The organism is Bradyrhizobium huanghuaihaiense (assembly GCF_007830635.1).
Lineage (GTDB): Bacteria > Pseudomonadota > Alphaproteobacteria > Rhizobiales > Xanthobacteraceae > Bradyrhizobium > Bradyrhizobium huanghuaihaiense.
The window spans coordinates 43,072-61,616 of the sequence record NZ_VLLA01000033.1 but is presented as its reverse complement, the minus strand read 5'-3'; the positions used below and the strand labels follow the sequence as shown (position 1 = coordinate 61,616).

The following is an 18,545-nucleotide window of genomic DNA, read 5'->3' as shown; positions in this document are numbered from 1 at the left end:
CGATCTCGCCGTCGATCCAGTCCCAATCGACCTTGCCGGCGAGCAGAACCAGCTCGTGCTTCATATTGATGATCTGGTCGAGCCGAGCCCGGAACAGATCGTTCGATCCCGTCGTCTTGTGCTTCTTCGGCCGCATCGTTCCCTCCGATGCAGACAAGGAATCATGCTTCCCGCTTCGAGGGAATCCACGAAAACCAAATCGCAAGGTTCTGACGCCCAAAGCATCAAAACCTTGCAATCTGGAAATGCCCCTTAGCCCAAATCGAGATTCCCGATCAGTGGCTTAGTCCTTCTTCACGGACGACTACGGAGGTAAGGGGCCCCTATCCAAAGGATAGCACCCCATATACGAAGGTAAGTGGGCGCGCGCCGGCAACCAACGCGACTGCGGCGTGACCTCCGACCATCAGCGCGCGTGGTCTTTCGTCCGATGTGTCAGCCTTCGCCGTCGTGAAGCTGCGCGCGAAAGGCGCGTGGCGACAGTCCGGTGGCGGCCGCATAGACCCGGCTGAAATAGGCGGGATCCTCGAAGCCGAGCGCGTAGGCGATCGTCGAGACCGGCAGGTTGGTGTAGACGAGGTTGCGCCGCGCCTCGCGGATCAGCCGGTTGAGGATCAGGTGCGAGGCGGTATCGCCCGTTGCCGCCCGGGTGATCCGGTTGAGATGGGTCGGCGTGATCGACAGCGCGTCTGCGTAGTCCGCAACGCTCCAGCGTTCCAGATGATGCTGCTCCAGCAGCGCCTCAAACTGGCGGAACAGGCCGCTTTCCGCAGTGCCGTTGCCGCCGCTCTCACTGGTGATCGCGCGGGCCACCAGTCCGATCATGGCCGCCGATAACGCGCGCAGCACATGGGCGCGGCCGAAATCCCGCGCGGCGTGCTCGGCAAAAATCTGCTTCATGGTGGTGCGGATCCGTGGCGTGCCGCGTACCACGGCAGATCGCGACAAGGGTCCACGCAGGCCTTCGGCGGCGAGCAGCGCCTCGTCCAGGATCTCGGCGGCGATGGTCAAGACCCAGCCCTGGGTACCCGGCTCGAAGCGGAAGCCGTGGACGTGCCCGACCGGCACGTTGACGATCTGCATCGGCTTCAAGGGCACCACGCGCCCGTCGAGCGTCGCCTCGCCGCCGCCGCGCTCGATCAGCAGCACCTGGTGCAGCCGGGCATGACGGTGCACGGCCAGGGTCCAGTCATGCAGCACCGAGCGGGACGCAATCGTCTCGCAATGCACGACGTCGGGCAGATCGCCGGATTCGCCGAACAGGTTGTACACCCGGATCGCCGGGGCAGGGGCCGGGCTTCGCATGTTCGAATAGTACAAGACAATGGCGAAACCCTCCATCGGTTTGCAGAGCCAGATCTGCAAAAAAGTGCCGACGGGAGGGCGCAAAAATGAAAGTTCAGGTCTGTATCATCGGTGGTGGGCCGTCAGGGCTGCTGCTGTCCCAGCTCCTGCATCTCAAGGGCATCGACACGATCGTGCTGGAGAAATACAGCCGCGATCATGTGCTCGCCCGCATCCGCGCCGGCGTGCTCGAGCACGGTTTTGCAAAGCTGATGCGCGAGGCGCAATGCGGCGAGCGGATGGACCGCGAGGGCGAGATCCACAATGGGTTCGAGATTGCCCATGACGGGGTGCTGTCCCATATCGACCTGCACAAGCATTCCGGCGGCAATTCGGTGCTGGTCTACGGCCAGACCGAGCTCACGCGTGATCTCTACGAGGCGCGCGACCGCTTCGGCGGCAAGGTCGTGCACAATGCCGAGGATGTGACGCCGCACGAGCTGACCTCGGACCGGCCCTACGTGACCTACCGCTCGAATGGCGAGACCATCCGCGTCGATTGCGACTACGTCGTTGGTGCCGACGGCTTCCACGGCGTCAGCCGCAAATCGATCCCGAAGGATGTCCTGCGCGAATACGAGAAGGTCTATCCGTTCGGCTGGCTCGGCGTGTTGTCGCGCACGAAGCCGGTGTCGCCCGAGCTGATCTATGTGAAGCACGAGCGCGGCTTTGCACTCTGCTCCCTGCGTTCGCAGGTATTGAGCCGCTACTACATCCAGGTGCCGCTGACCGACAAGGTGGAGGCGTGGGGCGACGATGCGTTCTGGGCCGAGCTTAAGCGCCGCCTGCCGGACGACGTCGCAGGCCGCCTGATCACGGGGCCGTCGATCGAGAAGAGCATCGCGCCATTGCGCAGCTTCGTCGCCGAACCGATGAGCTATGGCCGCCTGTTCCTCGCCGGCGATGCCGCCCACATCGTGCCGCCCACCGGCGCGCGCGGACTGAACAGCGCCGCCTCCGACATCTACTATCTCTATCACGCCATGCTCGCGCATTATCAGCGCGGTGACGATTCCGGCCTCAAAGGCTACTCCGCCAAGGCACTGGCGCGGATCTGGAAGGCGCAGCGCTTCTCCTGGTGGATGACGATGATGCTGCATCGTTTCCCCGACCGGATCGAATATGAGGATCGGCTGCAGCAGACGGAGCTGGACTATCTGCTCTCGTCGGAGACGGCGCAGCGCCTGCTTGCGGAGAACTATGTGGGCCTGCCGTTTTAGGCGGTCTCTCTTCACCCTCCCCTTGATGGGGAGGGTCGATCGCGCGCAGCGCGAGCGGGGTGGGGTGATCTCTCCACACGGGCACTGTTGGCGAGGAGAGACTGTCACCCCACCCCGTCTCACATTTCGCTGCGCTCAATGTGAGCCGATCCTCCCCCTCCAGGGGAGGGTAAGAAAGCTACTTCCCTTCCAGCGTATTGACCGGGGTCCAATCCGGCGGCGGCGGATTCGCCGTCAGCACTTTTGCGCGCTTCGCAAACAGCGCCGACGCCGGATCGCTCTTCGCCGTCTTTCCGAACGCATCAGCCGCCCTCGCAAACTCCCTTGCCCGCCAGCAGGCCAACCCCTCTGCATACGCGACCGCCACCTTCGTCTGCTCGGCCGTCTCGGCGCCCTTGTCCGCCAGCGGCTCGAACACCCTGATCGCCTCGCCGCGGCCCATCACCCTGATCGCGTCCAGCTCGCGCCAGGCGAAGGTGTCGCCGGTCTGCGCGACCGTCGCTTCCGAGGCCATGATCGCGGTGCCGTAATATTTGTTGGCGCCTTCGAGCCGCGAGGCGACGTTCACGGTGTCGCTCATCACGGTGTAGTTGAAGCGGCGGCGGGAGCCGATATTGCCGACCACGGCTTCGCCGCTGTTGAGCCCGATGCGGTGCGACAGGCCGTGGCCGGCGAAGGCGGGATTGCCGGCATTGAGCTCTGCCAGCTTCTCGTGGCATTTCAACGCGGCGCGGACGGCGTTGCTTGCGTGGGCAGGATCGTCCGCGGGCGCGCCGAACATGGCGACGATGGAATCGCCGATGTATTTGTCGACGTAGCCGCCATGGCCCTCGATGATGTCGGTCATGGCGGAGAGATATTCGTTCATCAGCGTCACCAGCTCGCCCGGCGTCATCGTCTCTGCGATCGAGGAGAAGCCGCTGAGGTCGGAGAAGAACATGGTGACGTTGCGCATCTCGCCGCCGAGCGCAGGCATCTTGCCGGAGGCGACCATGGTCTCGATCACCTCGGGCGCGAGATAGAGGGCAAAGCTCTTGCGCAGGAAACGCTCGTCGCGATCGGCAAGCACGAAGCGATAGCCGATCATCATCGCGAGGGCAGCAAGGCTTGCGAGCGCAGGCTCCGTCAGGGGCAGCGCCAGTGCGTGAACGAAGGCGCCGACGGCAACGGCAGTGTAAACGACGGTGACGGAGAGCCAGGCGATCAGCGCGCCGCCAGGCGCGAGCATGCAGGCCGCACAGGCGATGATCGCCGCAAGCACAATCGTGAGAATCGTTCGTGCCGGAAAGCCGAGCTCGGTCACGGCGTCATGCTCGATCAGATTCCGAACGACAGCGGCATGTACGAACACGCCGGCGATGTCGCTACGGACCTTCTGCGCGGTGCCGGTGGTGGAGGGCAGGGCGCATCGTGGCGCCGGCGAGCCGTCATGTCCGCCGGACAAGCGCATCGAGGTGAGCTTGCGGTCCTCGAAATTCAGGATGGTGCCGAGCAGCACGACCTTGCCGTCGAATGCGCGGTGGAAGAAGTCGCGGTCGCCCTTGTCGGCGCAGGCGTGCAGGTCGGCGAAAGAATAGGCCGGGACGTCGCGGCCGAGGCCGCGGAAGTTGAGCGTCAGCGTGTTGGGCACCGCGCTCGGGACGGCATAGCCGGACAATGTCGTCGCACCCGACGGCGCGATCTCGGGCTTGGCGTCAAGCGCTCGGGCAGCTAGCTCGACCGCCATCGCCGGAACGGGCTTGCCGTCGATGGAGAAGCTCAGCGGCATCCGCCGGATCACGTCGTCGGGGTCGGTATGGACGTTGAGAGCGCGAATATTGTTCTTCACCGCGAGCTGCTGTGCGCGGTAGGGCCTGTCCGGATGGTCGTTGCTCAGGATTTCGCCGAGCACCAGCTTGCCGCTGTCGGAGAGCTGTCGCAGGGCGATGAGGTAGTCCCGGTCAAAGCCCTTCATGCGCGTGCCGAGCGACGCTTCGCCAAAGGGAATCTCCGACTGCTCGATCGAGCTCGGAAAGATCACGTCGAAGCCGATCACCTTGGCGCCGCCCTCGGTGATGCTGCCGAGCACGCGGCCGATCTCGCGCGTCCAGGTCTGCGTCGGCGATCCCTTGAAGGGCGGCGTGTCGTAGGTCTCCCCGTCGATTGCCACCACGACGACCGGCGACGTCGCGGGATCACGGCGGTCGGGGACGAGTTTGCCGCGCAGCGCGGTGAGGATGTCGAGGGAGAGACCTTGCAGCGCCTGAAGCGGTGATGACGTGAAGACCGCGCCCGCAAGGAGCGCGATCAGGATCGCCGCAACGATGTCCCGCCTGCCGATCCGCCGCATCGCGCCGTCGCTAGGCCGGCTATTCGAGCCGCAGCAGGCGGCCGACGATCGGCGTCGGCGATGACGTGGCGCTGGCATCGACCTGGAAGGCGTAGCGCTTGGCGCCGAGGATGGCGAGATAGCTGCCGCCCGGCGTCAGCGACTTCCCGGCCTTGGCAAAATCATAGAACTTGCCGCCGACCATGACCTCGTTCTTGAGCGGCACGGTGATGGTGGGCTCCTTGCCATCGGTGCGCTCGATCACGAGCGTGCTGCCGCTCTTGGCCTGCACCAGCGGGGCTGTGCCGTAGAGCGTCGGCAGCTTGGCCGGGGCGCCCTTGGCATCCGAGCGCATCGTGCGGAAGGTGGTCGCTGCGCTCTGGTTGGCCTCGCGCTCGGACAGTTTTGCCGCATTGGTGTCGCAGGGCACCTTTTCCCGCTTGACCTCGCCAAGCTGCACCGTGCTCTGCTCGGCGCCGACCAGCACGACGCCTTCGCTGATCGTCTCGCGCTGACAGGATTTCAGGTAGCTGAGCGTGATGCTCGCCTTGGGCCCGAGCTTGATGATCTTGCCCGGCGCCACATAGTCCATGAAGGCGATGCCGTCGACCTTGCCTTGTACATCCTCGACGATTGCGGCCGGGGTCTCCGCCAAGGCGGGGGCCGCAACACAGAACGCGCCGACAGCGGCGCCGATCAGACTTCTCATGGGAGCTCTCATCCAATTCGACCGATGTATTTGCCGGTCCCCGTCCAGGTCCGATGCTTAGCAGCGGCGCGCCCAGGCAAGTGTGACCAGAATCACTCTTTATTATTGGTGCCACTCTAGCAGGAACAGGTTCAACCCGGCGACCGGAGAAACCGGAGCTGCGGCAAGCTGTTGGCCGGATGGATAATGTCAGATGGCCGGGACCGGCCCGGGCGCGCGCTCCTCGACCGGACGGCTCTGCGCTGCGCTAGGAGCGAGCGTGGCTTCGGCCTTCACAAACGGCGTCGCCTGCTGTCCGGCGGCGATCTTCACGACCTCGTCCCAGCGCGACAGAAAGGCTTCGACGCAGGCCGGGTCGAACTGCCGTCCCGCGTTCTCGATCAGGTAATTGCGCGCCGTCTCGAGCGGCATCGGCTCCTTATACGGCCGCCTCGTCGTCAGCGCGTCGAACACATCGGCGACCGCGACCACGCGTGCGGCAACCGGGATCTCGTCCGTCTTGAGGCCGTTCGGATAGCCTGCGCCGTCCCAGCGCTCGTGATGGCCTGCGGCAATTTGTGCGCCAAGCTGGATCAGCTCGCAGCTGGAGTCCGCCAGGATCCGTTCGCCGATCCTGGCGTGGGTCCGGATCACCGCCATCTCCTCGTCGGTCAGCTTGCCGGGCTTGAGCAGGATGTTGTCGGGAATGGCGACCTTGCCGACGTCGTGCAGGGGGGCGGCCAGATAGATGTCGCGGCAGAGCCGGGCCGGCAGGCCGAGCTGCTCGGCGATGATGCGGCTGTAGCGGGCGACCCGCAGCGTGTGCTCGCCGGTGTCGTTGTCGCGGTATTCGACCGCAAGCGCGAGCCGCAGGATGATCTCCTCCTCGCGCTCGCCGAGTTTTCGAGTCGCGGCTGCGACTTCGCTGGCCAGATGCGCGGCGCGATCGTTGAGCTTGCGTACGGCTGCACCAAGCTGAATCAAATTCCGCAGACGCACCGTCATCTCGACGCTCTGCGGCGCCTTGGGCAGGAAATCGGTTGCACCGGCCTGCAGCGCTTCCATCTTCACGTCGTCGGTCTGCCGCGACGTGATCATCGCGATCGGGATGTCGGCGCAGCCGGGAAGGGTGCGGAGCGTACGGATGAAGCTGATGCCGTCCATGTGCGGCATCTCGTAGTCGACCAGCACGAGGTCGAAGACGCGCTCGCGCGCGCAGACCAGCGCGTCCACGGGATCGAGGAAGGTGGTGGCCTCGACCAGACCTTCGGCCTCGATGTGCCGTTTCAGGAAGTTGAGGACGGAGCGGCTGTCGTCAACCAGAAGCGCTTGGGTCAGCATCGGCGGCCGGACTTGTTCGGATGGCGAGGCATGACCTCAACAACTAGCCTTTGCGATTTAACGCGAAGCAAACGTTTCACCGGCGGCAAGCTGCTTCATGACTGCGCGCGGCGCATGAGATTTGAGCGAGCCATGCACGCCTGCGCGCATACGCGAAGTTCTTCGAATTGTGACCCGTAGTTGTACGGAGGTATCCATTAGGAGTTTGCACACTCTCCATACCGAATAGTCGGCGCGCGGGATTCGCGCCATGCGTGCAGTGAGTCCCCGGAAATTTTGGGGGACGAATGTCGTCTGATGTCACTGAGCCGAAGTGGTCCCTACGGCTGCCTGCAGACTGCAGTATCGCTGCGATCCGCAGTGTCTACGAGCTGATCCGCGAGGCTTTCGGCCGGCAGGACCGGCTCGAGATCGACTGCTCCAGCGTCGACAAGGCCGACGTGACCTCGATCCAGCTTCTGCTGTCGACCGCCAAGACGGGCGAGGCCCAGGGCCGCCCGGTGGTGCTCACCTCATTCTCCCAGTCTCTGCGCAACACCCTTCGCCGCGCCGGCATCGCCAGCGATGCGATGATCGATCAGCATTTCCCGCATAAGAAAGATGGCACCTAATGGCCACGATTCTCACGGTCGACGATTCCCCCAGCATCCGGCAGATGATCAAGGTCGTCCTCGAGCCGGCCGGTCACAGCGTGATCGAGGCCGGTGACGGCGCGCAAGGGCTCGCCAAGGCCCAGGCCGGCAAGCTCGACCTCGTCATCACCGATCTCAACATGCCCGTCATGAACGGGCTGGAGCTGATCCGGGCGCTGCGCAAGCTGCCGAGCGCGGTCGGCATGCCCATCGTGTTCCTGACCACCGAATCCAACGATGCGGTGAAGCAGGAAGCCAAAAGCGCCGGCGCCACCGGCTGGATCACGAAACCATTCAAGCCGGAGCAGTTGCTCGCCGTCGTCGGCAAGCTGGTGCGCGCATGAGCGCGATGGACCCGACCGAGGTCTTCCGCCAGGAAGCCAGCGAGCTGTTCGAGGTCCTGGAAGGGGCCCTGCTCGATCTCGGCCAGCGTCCCGACGACCGCGAATTGGTCGATTCCGCCTTCCGCGCCCTGCATACGATCAAGGGTTCGGGCGCCATGTTCGGCTTCGACAAGGTCGCCTCCTTCACCCACGAATTCGAGACCGCGTTCGATCGCGTCCGCAAGGGCGAGATCAAGCCGACGCAGGAGCTGATCTCGGTCGCGCTCGCCGCCAAGGATTACATCCGCACCCTGATCGAGGATCCCCAGTCGACCGACGATATCATCGGCGAAGCCATCCTCGACGACCTCAGGCGCTTCGTCTCGGCGGACCAGCCCGCAGCTCCGGTCGCCGCGATCGCGGAAGCGCCGCCGCTGGCGCGAGCTGAGAGCAAGCAGGCCGGCTGGCATCTTTATCTCGAATTCGAATCCCACATCCTGCGCAACGGCTCCAACCCGCTCGACCTGCTGGAGGATCTCTGCAAGCTCGGCCCCTGCTTCGTCGTGCCGGTCACCGACGGCATCCCGTTCCTCGACGAGATGGAGCCGGAAGACTGCTATCTGAAGTGGGACGTCAAGCTGCACGCGGCCTGCGACAAGGATGCGATCGACGACGTCTTCATGTTCGTCCAGGACGAGATGAAGCTGACGCTCTCGCCGCTCGCGCAGATCGAAGCGCCGGCCCCGGCGCCACTGTTCCTGCTCCTCGACGAGGAGCAGGTGCCCATGGCCGAGATGGCTGCGCCGGTGATCGAGATTGCTGCCGCCCCGATTGCGGAGCAGCCCGTCGCAAAAGCTGAGCCGAAGCCCGAAGCCAAGCCGGAGCCGAAGGCCGAGGCCAAGCGCGAAGAGCGCGGCATCGCCACAGTTCGCGTCCAGGCCGAGCGTCTCGACGAGCTGATGGACCGGGTCGGCGAGCTCGTCATTGCCCAGGCGCGGCTCAGCCAGCTCGCCGCCTCCGGCTCCGATCTCTCGATCAAGATGATCGCCGAGGAGATCGAGCGCCTCGCATCCTCCTTGCGCGACACCACGATGGGCGCCCGCATGGTGCCGATCGGCTCCCTGTTCGGCCGCTTCCGCCGCCTGGTGCACGATCTGTCGCGGGATCTGTCGAAGCCGGTCGAATTCGTCACGACGGGCGAGGACACCGAGCTCGACAAGACCATGATCGAGTGCCTGGCCGATCCGCTGGTGCACCTGATCCGCAATGCCATCGACCACGGCATAGAGGACAACGCAACCCGCGCTGCCAACGGCAAGACCGAGCAGGGTCGGATCGAGCTCGCCGCCGTTCATTCCGGCGCGCAGGTCCTCGTCACCGTGAAGGACAATGGCGGCGGCCTCAACACCGCGCGCATCCGTGCCAAGGCGGAAGAGCAGGGCCTGATCGCCGCCGGCGCCGTGCTCACCGATCACGAAATCCACCAGTTCCTGTTCCACCCGGGCTTCTCGACAGCGCAGACCATCTCGGCGCTGTCGGGCCGCGGCGTCGGCATGGACGTGGTCAAGCGCACCATCGAGAACATGCGCGGTTCGATCGACCTGTCGACCAGGCCGGGCCAGGGCACGACAGTGACGCTGCGCCTGCCGCTGACGCTCGCGATCATCGAAGGTCTCCTGATCCGCGTCGGCGAAGGCCGCTACATCATTCCGCTGTCGGCGGTGGAGGAATGCGTCGAGCTGACGGCCGAGGACGAGCGCTCGCGCGGCCGCAACTTCCTCAACGTGCGCGGCAACCTCGTGCCGTTCCTGCGTCTGCGCGAGCTTCTGACGGCCTCCGGCTCGCCGGACAAGCACCAGAAGACGATCATCATCTCGACCGGCGAGACCCGCGTCGGCCTCGTCGCCGACCAGATCATCGGCAACCACCAGACCGTGATCAAGTCGCTCTCCAAGCTGCATTCCGACGTCACGATCTTCTCCGGCGCGACGATTCTCGGTGACGGCACGGCGGCGCTGATTCTCGACGTCGCCCAGCTCGTCACGCTGGCGCAGTCGAAGGTCGAGAAGCAGCACATCAGCGAGGCGGCGTGATGAACGATAGCTTGGCCGGAGAGCATCAGACGGGTGCGATGCAGGTCGTGATGATCGGCCTTGGCGAGGAGAAGTTCGCGCTCGACGCCGGCCTCGTGCGCGAGATCATCGATCCCGTCCCCGTGACCAAGGTCGCCGGCGCCCGGGCCTTCGTTCCCAGCGTGATCAACGTGCGCGGCAACGTCATCCCGCTCGCCGATCTGCGCCTCCGTTTCGGCATGCCGCAGCTCGAGAATTCGGCCGACACGCGCATCGTCGTGATCGAGCTCGAGCTCGACGGCGAGCCTGTTCTGGTCGGCGTCACCGCCGACAAGGTCTACGAGGTCACGGAGATATCGCAGACCGACGTGCAGCAGACGCCGCGCGTCGGCATGCACTGGAAGCCGGAGTTCATTCGCTTCATCGCCAAATGGCGCGAAGAGTTCGTCATCGTTCCCAACATGGAACGCATCCTGAATTGAAATGAGGTCTCGGGCGAGACTGGGGTAGGGGCTGGAAATGAGATTTACGGTCAAGGCAAAGCTTGCCAGCGCGTTCGGCGTGGTCCTGCTGCTCTCGATGGCGGCGGGCGGCCTCGCTTATGTGAAGCTCAGCGAGATGATCGACACCGCCGACAGCCTCGTGTCGCGCGCCGGCCGGATGGATCGTGCGGCGGAAATCGAAAAGGGAATTCTGTCTCAGGTTCGGGCCGAGAAGAACCTCCTGCTCGCGCCCGAAAGCGAGGCCGATCGCTTCACCGCCGAGATCGCCAAGCAGCGCGAGACACTGCTGAAGCTGAAGGAGGAGATCCATGCCGCGGCCTCCGCCGAGGGCAAGAAGCTGATTGAGAATTTCGGCACCGCCTATGCCCGGATGAATGCCGTTCAGGACGACGCCCTCAAGACGGCCCGGACCGACAAGGCGAAGGCCGCCGAGCGCTCGATGACCGAAGTCCGCAAGGCGGTCGCCGAAGCCATGGAGGCCGCCAACGCCTATGTCAGCAACGTCAAGAAGAACATGGCGGAGCAGGCCGCCCGGGCTCATGAGGACGGCAACCGGGCCCACATGATGCTGATCTCGGCCGTGCTGGCCTCGCTTGCGATCGGTCTGATCGCGGCGATCTGGATCTCGATGAGCATTTCCCGTGGCCTTGGTCGCGCGGTCGGCCTTGCCGGCGCGGTGGCGAGCGGCGATCTCAGCCAGACCATCAACGTCTCCAGCAATGACGAGATCGGTGACCTCGTCAAATCGCTGAACCTGATGGTCGAGAAGCTTCGGCAGGTCGTCGAGGAAGCGCTCACCGCGGCCAGCAACGTCTCCGCCGGCAGCCAGGAACTCTCCGCCAGTGCCGAGCAGCTCTCGCAAGGCGCGACCGAGCAGGCCTCGTCCGCGGAAGAGGCCTCGTCCTCGATGGAGGAAATGGCTTCGAACGTGAAGCAGAACGCCGACAACGCCAACCAGACCGAGAAGATCGCAGGCCAGTCGGCCAGGGATGCCGAGGCCAGCGGCGTCGCCGTCGGTCGTGCCGTCGAGGCGATGCAGACCATCGCGGAAAAGATCACCATCGTGCAGGAGATCGCCCGCCAGACCGACCTGCTCGCGCTCAACGCGGCCGTCGAAGCCGCGCGCGCCGGCGAGCATGGCAAGGGATTTGCGGTGGTTGCTTCCGAAGTGCGCAAGCTCGCCGAGCGCAGCCAGGCCGCTGCTGCCGACATCGGCACGCTGTCGACGGAGAGCGTGAAGGTCGCGCAGGAAGCAGGCCACATGCTGTCCAAGCTCGTGCCCGACATCAAGAAGACCGCCGCGCTGGTCCAGGAGATCACGGCGGCCTGCCGCGAGCAGGACGTCGGCTCGGCGCAGATCAACCAGGCCATCCAGCAGCTCGACAAGGTCGGCCAGCAGAACGCCAGCGCGTCCGAGCAGGTGTCTTCGACCTCGGAGGAACTCGCCTCGCAGGCCGAGCAGCTCCAGTCGACCATCTCGTTTTTCCGGATCGAGCATGCCGGACGCAGCGAGAGCGCCGCCCCCGCGCCGATCGATCGCGCCGTCACCCAGCTCCGCGCCAAGGCGGCGCACATGGCGGCAGCAGATCGCGGCGCGAAGAAGCCCGTGCCCGTCCGCAAGCCGGCCCGCGCGATGAAGGTCGCCGGCGGCGGCGGTTTCGCCTTCGACATGCATGACGGTGAAGACGACCGCGACGCCGAATTCCAACGCTGATCAACCGGTCCGGCCTCGCGCCGGACCGTACTCGTTTCCAAAACCTTCGGACCCCCTGGACTGCATCATGGCCGCAACCTCGCAATATCTGACGCTCGGGCTCGCCGGCGAGACGTTCGGCATCAGCATCCGCAACGTCCGCGAAATCCTGGACATGCGGCCGATCTCGCGGCTTCCACACGCGCCGAATTTCCTGCTCGGCATGATCGACGTGCGCGGCAGCGGCTATCCGATCGTCGACCTCCGGACCAAGCTCGGCCTGCCCAGCATTGCTGCGACCGAGGCGACCCGCATCATCATCCTCGACGTGCCGATGAAGGACCGCCTGGTCGGCGTCGGCTTCGTCGCCGACTGCGTGTTCGAGGTCACCGACATCGACGAGCAGGCGATCGAGCCGATCCCCGAGGTCGGCGGGACGTGGCAGTCCGACTATGCCGCCGGTATCGGCCGCAAGGGCGAAAAGTTCGTCGTCATTTTCGACCTCGCCAAGCTGATGGCGAATGACAGGATTCCGGAAGCAAGCGATGCCGGCGCCGATGCGCCGCGCGCCGCCTGAGTTTGCAAGTGTGAAGCGTGGTCAAGCGTAAGCACCCCAATTCGAACCAACGAGCCCCACAATGAGATTCACCGTCAAAGCCAAGCTTGCCAGCGCCTTCGGCGTCGTCATTCTGCTCTCCATGATCGCCGGTGCGGTCGGCTACTTGAAGCTGGCCGACATGGTCGGCACCACCGAGGTTCTCGTCGCCCGCGCGGGCCGTATGGAGAAGGCCGCCGAGCTGAAGGAAGGCATTCTCTTCCTCGTGCGCGCCGAGAAGAACTCGATCCTGGCGGCGTCCGATGCGGAGTATGACCAGTTCGTCGCCGATCTCGCCAAGAACCGCGAAGCGGTCGCCAAGTCCAAGGACGAGATCTACGCCGCCGCCAGCGAAGGTGGCAAGAAGCTGATGGAAGGCTTCAACGTCGCGTTCGCCAAGCTGAACGCCTATCAGGATGAGACGGTCAGGCTTGCCAAGACCGACAAGCCGAAGGCGCTGGACCGGTCCATGCACGACGGCCGCAAGTTTGTCGCTGACGCGCTGGAAGCGGCCGACGCCTACATCAAGAACGTCAAGAAGAACATGGCCGAGCAGGCCGAACAAGCCAAGCAGGACGGCTCGCGTGCAGAGCTGCTGCTGATGAGCCTGGTCATCGCCTCGCTGTTGATCGCTGCCGTCGCCGCGACCTGGATTGCGATGAACATCAACCGGGCGCTGGCCCAGGCCGTCGGCCTCGCCGACGCGGTCGCGATCGGCGATCTCAGCCGCAAGATCGAGTCCTCCAGCAACGACGAGATCGGCGACCTCATCAAGTCGCTGAACGCGATGACGGTGAACCTGAATGCCACCGCGGCCCTCGCCAACGAGATCGCGCAAGGCAATCTCATGGTCGAAGCCAAGCCCCTGTCGGACAAGGACACGCTCGGCCTCGCGCTCGAGCGCATGGTGGAGAAGCTCCGGCAGATCGTGTCGGAAGCGCTCACCGCGGCGCAGAACGTTTCGGCCGGCAGCCAGGAATTGTCCGCCAGCGCCGAGCAGCTCTCGCAGGGCGCAACCGAGCAGGCCTCGTCCGCGGAGGAAGCCTCCTCCTCGATGGAGGAGATGGCCTCGAACGTGAAGCAGAATGCCGACAACGCCAACCAGACCGAGAAGATCGCCGCACAGTCCGCCAAGGACGCCGAGGCGAGCGGCGCAGCCGTCGGGCGCGCCGTCAACGCGATGCAGACCATCGCCGAGAAGATCACCATCGTGCAGGAGATCGCACGCCAGACCGATCTGCTCGCGCTGAACGCGGCAGTCGAGGCCGCGCGCGCCGGCGAGCACGGCAAGGGCTTTGCGGTCGTCGCATCCGAAGTGCGCAAGCTCGCCGAGCGCAGCCAGGCGGCCGCGGCCGAGATCGGCACGCTCTCGACCGACACCGTCAAGGTGGCGCAGGAGGCCGGCGCCATGCTCGCCAAGCTCGTGCCTGATATCAAGAAGACCGCGGAGCTGGTCGAGGAGATCACCGCGGCCTGCCGCGAGCAGGACGTCGGCTCGGCGCAGATCAACCAGGCGATCCAGCAGCTCGACAAGGTCGGTCAGCAGAACGCCAGCGCCTCCGAGCAGGTGTCCTCGACGTCGGAGGAGCTTGCCTCCCAGGCCGAGCAGCTCCAGTCGACCATCGCCTATTTCCGTATCGAGCAGGGTGGAAAGGGCCAGGCCGCACCGATCGACCGGGCCGTGACCCAGTTGCGCGCCAAGGCGGCGACCATGGCGGCGGCGGAGCGTCCGGCCAAGAAGCCGATGGCGAGGCCCGCGCGCGCCGTGAAGGTCGCCGGCGGCGGCGGCTTCGCCTTCGACATGAACGACGGCGAGGACGACCGCGACGCCGAGTTCCAACGCTGAGTGTCTTTGTGGGATCGGCCCCCCAATCGGGGGGCCGATCTGTCTTCAGTCATTGCGTAGACGTGTAGGATTCAAGATGGCCCGTTCGGCCCGACATTCAGTGCAGGCGGCCGTCCCGGACCGAGGCATGCAGCCATGATGCCCGCCGTGCAGGATACGGCCGTGCATCTGTCGGACCGCCACTTCCGGACCATTGCCGAACTGATCGAGGGCCAGGTCGGCATCAAGCTGCCGCAAGGCAAGCGGCTGATGCTGGAGGGGCGGCTGCACAAGCGCGTGCGCGCGTTGAATTTTTCCGACCTCAACGAATATGTCGACAACCTGTTCGAGGCCGACCATTTCGACACCGAGCTCACCCACCTGATCGATGTGGTGACGACCAACAAGACCGATTTCTTCCGCGAACCCCAGCACTTCACCTTCATGCGGGACGTCGCCGTCCCCGCTTTGCTCAAATCGCACGGCCGCAGGAACGCGAACCTGAAGATCTGGAGCTCGGCGAGCTCGACCGGCATGGAAGCCTATACGACCGCGATGGTGCTGGACGACATGACGCGAAACGGCTCGCGCTTCCAGTATCGCATCCTCGGGACGGACATCTCGACGGCCGTGCTGCGCCTCGCCAAGACCGCGATCTACACCCGCGATGTGCTCGCACCGGTGCCTGAGAACTTCGTGAAGCGATACTTCCTGTCGTCGCGGGACAAGTCGCGGGGCGAGGTGCGGGTTGTGCCGGAGCTGCGGCGCATGACGCATTTCATGCGAATGAACCTCATGGATGCGTCCTATCCCGTCGATCGCGACGTCGACATCATCTTCTGCCGCAACGTCCTGATCTATTTCGAGCGCGAGACGCAGCGCAAGGTGATCCAGCAATTGTGCAGCCATTTGCGGCCCGGCGGCTATCTGCTGGTCGGACATTCGGAATCGATGATTCACAGTGCAGTACCGGGCTTGAAGCAAGTTCAGCCAACCATTTTCCAGGTCTAGCCGGAGCGCAACCACAATGCCGAGGGAGAAAGTTCGCGTGCTGATCGTGGACGATTCGGCGTCGGTGCGCCAAATCCTTCAGACGATCCTTTCCGAAGACCCTGATATCGAGGTGATGGCGACCGCCTCAGATCCCTTCGTCGCGGCCCGCCGCCTCGAGAAGGAGCTGCCCCACGTCATCATTCTCGATCTTGAAATGCCGCGCATGGACGGCATGACCTTCCTGCGCAAAATTATGGCGCAGCGTCCGATCCCGGTGATCATCTGCTCCTCGCTGACCGAAGAGGGTTCGAACGTGATGTTCGAGGCGTTCGAGGCGGGCGCGGTCGACATCGTGCCGAAGCCGAAGATCGACACGCGGCAGGCGTTGCTCGAATGCTCCACCCGGCTGCGCGAGGCGGTTAAATCGGCAGCGCGTGCGCGGGTCCGTCCGCGCTCGGAGCGCCGCATGGTCGAGAAGAAGCTGACGGCCGACGCCATCATCCCGCCGCCGGTGCAGGGCAAGACCCGGCCGACGACGGAGCGCATCGTGTGTATCGGCGCCTCGACGGGCGGCACCGAAGCGCTCAACGACGTCCTCGAGATGCTGCCGTCGCATTGTCCGCCGCTTCTCATCGTCCAGCACATGCCGGCGGGCTTCACCGCGGCCTTTGCCAGGCGCCTCGACAGCGTCTGCCAGATCCGGGTCAAGGAGGCCGAGGACGGCGAGCCGGTGCTGCCGGGCTGTGCCTATATCGCGCCCGGCGCCCGCCATATGCTGCTCCAGCGCATCGGCCTGCGCTACCAGATCGCGATCAAGGACGGGCCGCCGGTGTCGCGGCATCGCCCCTCCGTCGACGTGCTGTTCCGCTCGGCGGCCCAGCATGCCGGCGCCAATGCGCTCGGCGTCATCATGACCGGCATGGGCGATGACGGCGCGCGCGGCATGCTGGAGATGCGCAAGCTCGGCGCCTCGACGCGGGCGCAGGACGAAGAGAGCAGCGTGGTGTTCGGCATGCCCAAGGAAGCCATCGCCCATGGCGGCGTCGAGAAGGTCGTCTCGCTGCACAATATTCCGCGCGAGATCATGGCCTGGTACCAGGCCGGACATACCGTGATGACAGGTTGAGCGCGATGTCCGCCATTCCACCGCGCACGCTCACCGAAGCGATCGCCGCGATCGAGGACGTCTCGTCGCGCATCGAGGACGTCTTCGCGCGGGTCGGTCACGAGCTCGGCCGCGGCCACATCATCTTCAAGGAGCTGAACCAGGGCCTCGCGACGCTCTCCGGGGAGCTCTCGGGCGCCGAGATCGAGGGCGCCGCGACCGCGCTGCAGGAGATTGCCGCCCGGCTCAGCGAGCTGGCGCAGGCGCTGCCGGCCGAGAGCGCGCTGCTTGCGACGATCGGCGCGAGCACCGCAGAGGCGTCCTCGCTGCTGAAGCCGTTGTTCAAGCACATCCAGATGATCACGATCATCGCGCGCAGTGCGCGGATCGAGGCGGCCTCGCTCGACGGCGATCGCGAGGGCTTTCTCGCCTTCACCCAGGAAGCCTATGACCTCGGCAAGGCGGTGCAGCGTTCGCTCGAGGAGTGCGGGAGAGATCGGCAACGCCTGTCGGAAGCCGTCGCCACTGCCTCCGCCCGGCAGAAGGAGTTCGAGAGCCGCTACCGAAACGAGCTGGTGTCGGAGAGCGCCGCGCTCGGCGCGGCCTATGGCGGACTGCGCGACCAGCGCAGCAAGAGCAGCCATCTCGCCGACCTCGCGAGCGCCAGCACCAGAAAGATCGCCGAGGCGGTCGGCAGCGCGATCATCTCGCTGCAGGCCGGCGACAGCACGCGCCAGCGGCTCGAGCATGTCTGTCACGGTCTCGGCCTCGCTTCCGGGGCATCTCCGAGCCTTGTTCCCGAACCGGTTGCGAGCGACGACGGCGCGCGCGCGATCTGCCAGTTGCAGGCGGCGCTGCTCAGGGACGCCCAGCGCGAGTTCGGCAGTGACATCGGACAGATCGTCCGGGCACTGACGGCGATCCTGAACGATGCCGGCAGCGTCGTCGGCCATGGCCGCGCGCTGTTCGGCGGTGAGGATGGCGGCTCGTCGTCGTTCCTGACGCGCATCAAGCAGACGCTGGCACATGCCTCGACATTGATCTTCACCTGCGAGGGCGCCGGCCGTTCGGTCGACGACGCACTCGCGATCGTCGAGGACACGCTGGCGAAGTTTCGTCAGGCGATATCGGGCCTTGCCGAGGCCACCGTCGACATCACCCTGATCGGGATGAATGCCGGCCTGAAGGCAAGCCATCTCGGCAGCCGCGGCAGCGCCTTCGTCGTGATCGCCAACGAGCTCAAGGCGACTGCGGACCAGGTCTCGGCGGGCGCGGCGCGGTTGAGACCCGTGCTCGACGGCATCGAGCGTTCGGCAAGAGAGCTGAAGGAGCTGCGCGTGCAGGGTGATCCCACGCAGCTCGCCCAGCTCGAGCCGCAAATCCTCCAGGCGCTGCGCGAGGTCGAGGCGGGCAACGAACGGCTGGACAAGCTGATGAAGCGGCTCGTCGACGAAGGCGCCGAATTCGAAGGCCTGATGAATTCGGCGCAAGGCCTGATGACCACGCTTGGCGAGGGCTCCGCCGCCCTGCCTGCTGTTGCGACGCGCCTCGAGACCGCGGGCGCGGGCGCGCAGCGTCCGCAGCCGCAAGCGCAGGACGAGGCCATGCTCGACGATCTCTTTGCGCGCTACACGATGGAGCGCGAGCGGGACGTCCACCGTGAATTCTTGCAGGCGCTCGGGCTTGCGTCGATCGCCGCCACGCGGCGCGTCGAGGCGGTCGAGGCCGCGGATGACGGCATAGAATTGTTTTGATCTCCGCGCCGCCGCCGCACGCCTCGGCCGCAATTCGACGGATCGGGTTTCGAGGGCGTTAACCTTGCCGTTAGCGCTGGCGGTTTGGTCATTGTCGCGCCCCAGAGTTGGTTGCAAATACCTCGTCAATTTCACGGCGAGAATTTCCG

Annotated in this window: 15 protein-coding genes and 1 pseudogene; 11 read left to right on the top strand and 5 right to left on the bottom strand. The window is 65.3% G+C overall.

The features are described 5' to 3' along the window. Together IQ16_RS38805 and IQ16_RS38800 are read right to left on the bottom strand one after the other, a co-directional pair. Positions 1 to 136, bottom strand: a pseudogene (locus tag IQ16_RS38805) (IS5/IS1182 family transposase); the annotation flags it as partial. A gap of 299 nt (positions 137 to 435) precedes the next feature. Then, positions 436 to 1,341 carry a helix-turn-helix domain-containing protein gene (locus tag IQ16_RS38800; protein WP_026312151.1) on the bottom strand — a complete coding sequence of 302 codons (906 nt, stop codon included), beginning with the start codon at positions 1,339 to 1,341 and terminating at the stop codon, positions 436 to 438. A gap of 50 nt (positions 1,342 to 1,391) precedes the next feature. On the opposite strand from IQ16_RS38800, the gene pobA reads away from it, so the two are divergent. Continuing rightward, entirely contained in the window at positions 1,392 to 2,564 is a 1,173-nt protein-coding gene (gene pobA / locus IQ16_RS38795; RefSeq protein WP_018644017.1) for a 4-hydroxybenzoate 3-monooxygenase, read from the top strand. Between the two features lie 178 nt (positions 2,565 to 2,742). On the opposite strand, the gene IQ16_RS38790 is transcribed toward pobA, so the two are convergent. The 3 genes from IQ16_RS38790 to IQ16_RS38780 form a co-directional block, all read right to left on the bottom strand. Then, positions 2,743 to 4,893, bottom strand: coding sequence for an adenylate/guanylate cyclase domain-containing protein (locus IQ16_RS38790; RefSeq protein ID WP_018644018.1), 2,151 nt, complete (start codon positions 4,891 to 4,893; stop codon positions 2,743 to 2,745). A 19-nt stretch (positions 4,894 to 4,912) separates the two neighbouring features. Next, the gene (locus IQ16_RS38785) at positions 4,913 to 5,581 is read right to left on the bottom strand and encodes a hypothetical protein (RefSeq protein WP_026312152.1); all 669 of its coding nucleotides are present in this window, start codon (positions 5,579 to 5,581) and stop codon (positions 4,913 to 4,915) included. A gap of 189 nt (positions 5,582 to 5,770) precedes the next feature. After that, positions 5,771 to 6,901, bottom strand: coding sequence for an HD domain-containing phosphohydrolase (locus IQ16_RS38780; RefSeq protein ID WP_018644020.1), 1,131 nt, complete (start codon positions 6,899 to 6,901; stop codon positions 5,771 to 5,773). A gap of 287 nt (positions 6,902 to 7,188) precedes the next feature. On the opposite strand from IQ16_RS38780, the gene IQ16_RS38775 reads away from it, so the two are divergent. From IQ16_RS38775 to IQ16_RS38730, 10 genes are all read left to right on the top strand, one after another. Next, positions 7,189 to 7,512, top strand: coding sequence for an STAS domain-containing protein (locus tag IQ16_RS38775; protein ID WP_018644021.1), 324 nt, complete (start codon positions 7,189 to 7,191; stop codon positions 7,510 to 7,512). After that, positions 7,512 to 7,877 (top strand): response regulator, encoded by a 366-nt coding sequence (locus IQ16_RS38770; protein ID WP_018644022.1) that lies wholly within the window; start codon positions 7,512 to 7,514, stop codon positions 7,875 to 7,877. The genes IQ16_RS38775 and IQ16_RS38770 overlap by 1 nt, the downstream gene beginning before the upstream one ends. After that, the gene (locus tag IQ16_RS38765) at positions 7,874 to 9,949 is read left to right on the top strand and encodes a chemotaxis protein CheA (protein ID WP_018644023.1); all 2,076 of its coding nucleotides are present in this window, start codon (positions 7,874 to 7,876) and stop codon (positions 9,947 to 9,949) included. The genes IQ16_RS38770 and IQ16_RS38765 overlap by 4 nt, the downstream gene beginning before the upstream one ends. Then, complete coding sequence (locus IQ16_RS38760) at positions 9,949 to 10,410, top strand: chemotaxis protein CheW (RefSeq protein WP_026312153.1); 462 nt, start codon at positions 9,949 to 9,951, stop codon at positions 10,408 to 10,410. Before IQ16_RS38765 ends, IQ16_RS38760 begins: the two co-directional genes overlap by 1 nt. Positions 10,411 to 10,447: 37 nt before the next feature. Continuing rightward, a complete protein-coding gene (locus IQ16_RS38755; protein WP_018644025.1) occupies positions 10,448 to 12,145 on the top strand; it encodes a methyl-accepting chemotaxis protein in 1,698 nt (565 codons plus the stop codon). Between the two features lie 67 nt (positions 12,146 to 12,212). Continuing rightward, positions 12,213 to 12,701: a chemotaxis protein CheW gene (locus IQ16_RS38750; protein ID WP_018644026.1), complete on the top strand. Its 489-nt coding sequence runs from the start codon at positions 12,213 to 12,215 to the stop codon at positions 12,699 to 12,701. A gap of 61 nt (positions 12,702 to 12,762) precedes the next feature. Next, entirely contained in the window at positions 12,763 to 14,565 is a 1,803-nt protein-coding gene (locus tag IQ16_RS38745) for a methyl-accepting chemotaxis protein (RefSeq protein WP_018644027.1), read from the top strand. Positions 14,566 to 14,700: 135 nt separating this feature from the next. Next, complete coding sequence (locus IQ16_RS38740; protein WP_018644028.1) at positions 14,701 to 15,555, top strand: CheR family methyltransferase; 855 nt, start codon at positions 14,701 to 14,703, stop codon at positions 15,553 to 15,555. Positions 15,556 to 15,571: 16 nt separating this feature from the next. Continuing rightward, positions 15,572 to 16,663, top strand: coding sequence for a protein-glutamate methylesterase/protein-glutamine glutaminase (locus tag IQ16_RS38735; RefSeq protein WP_018644029.1), 1,092 nt, complete (start codon positions 15,572 to 15,574; stop codon positions 16,661 to 16,663). Positions 16,664 to 16,668: 5 nt separating this feature from the next. Continuing rightward, positions 16,669 to 18,396 carry a hypothetical protein gene (locus IQ16_RS38730; protein ID WP_020607937.1) on the top strand — a complete coding sequence of 576 codons (1,728 nt, stop codon included), beginning with the start codon at positions 16,669 to 16,671 and terminating at the stop codon, positions 18,394 to 18,396. Positions 18,397 to 18,545 lie beyond the last annotated feature (149 nt).

Excerpts from the sequence above, each read along its gene's own strand:
- IQ16_RS38800 (WP_026312151.1), bottom strand. The coding sequence starts at position 1,341 with ATGGAGGGTTTCGCCATTGTCTTGTACTATTCGAACATGCGAAGCCCG.
- pobA (WP_018644017.1), top strand. The coding sequence starts at position 1,392 with ATGAAAGTTCAGGTCTGTATCATCGGTGGTGGGCCGTCAGGGCTGCTG.
- IQ16_RS38790 (WP_018644018.1), bottom strand. The coding sequence starts at position 4,893 with ATGCGGCGGATCGGCAGGCGGGACATCGTTGCGGCGATCCTGATCGCG.
- IQ16_RS38785 (WP_026312152.1), bottom strand. The coding sequence starts at position 5,581 with ATGAGAAGTCTGATCGGCGCCGCTGTCGGCGCGTTCTGTGTTGCGGCC.
- IQ16_RS38780 (WP_018644020.1), bottom strand. The coding sequence starts at position 6,901 with ATGCTGACCCAAGCGCTTCTGGTTGACGACAGCCGCTCCGTCCTCAAC.
- IQ16_RS38775 (WP_018644021.1), top strand. The coding sequence starts at position 7,189 with ATGTCGTCTGATGTCACTGAGCCGAAGTGGTCCCTACGGCTGCCTGCA.
- IQ16_RS38770 (WP_018644022.1), top strand. The coding sequence starts at position 7,512 with ATGGCCACGATTCTCACGGTCGACGATTCCCCCAGCATCCGGCAGATG.
- IQ16_RS38765 (WP_018644023.1), top strand. The coding sequence starts at position 7,874 with ATGAGCGCGATGGACCCGACCGAGGTCTTCCGCCAGGAAGCCAGCGAG.
- IQ16_RS38760 (WP_026312153.1), top strand. The coding sequence starts at position 9,949 with ATGAACGATAGCTTGGCCGGAGAGCATCAGACGGGTGCGATGCAGGTC.
- IQ16_RS38755 (WP_018644025.1), top strand. The coding sequence starts at position 10,448 with ATGAGATTTACGGTCAAGGCAAAGCTTGCCAGCGCGTTCGGCGTGGTC.
- IQ16_RS38750 (WP_018644026.1), top strand. The coding sequence starts at position 12,213 with ATGGCCGCAACCTCGCAATATCTGACGCTCGGGCTCGCCGGCGAGACG.
- IQ16_RS38745 (WP_018644027.1), top strand. The coding sequence starts at position 12,763 with ATGAGATTCACCGTCAAAGCCAAGCTTGCCAGCGCCTTCGGCGTCGTC.
- IQ16_RS38740 (WP_018644028.1), top strand. The coding sequence starts at position 14,701 with ATGATGCCCGCCGTGCAGGATACGGCCGTGCATCTGTCGGACCGCCAC.
- IQ16_RS38735 (WP_018644029.1), top strand. The coding sequence starts at position 15,572 with ATGCCGAGGGAGAAAGTTCGCGTGCTGATCGTGGACGATTCGGCGTCG.
- IQ16_RS38730 (WP_020607937.1), top strand. The coding sequence starts at position 16,669 with ATGTCCGCCATTCCACCGCGCACGCTCACCGAAGCGATCGCCGCGATC.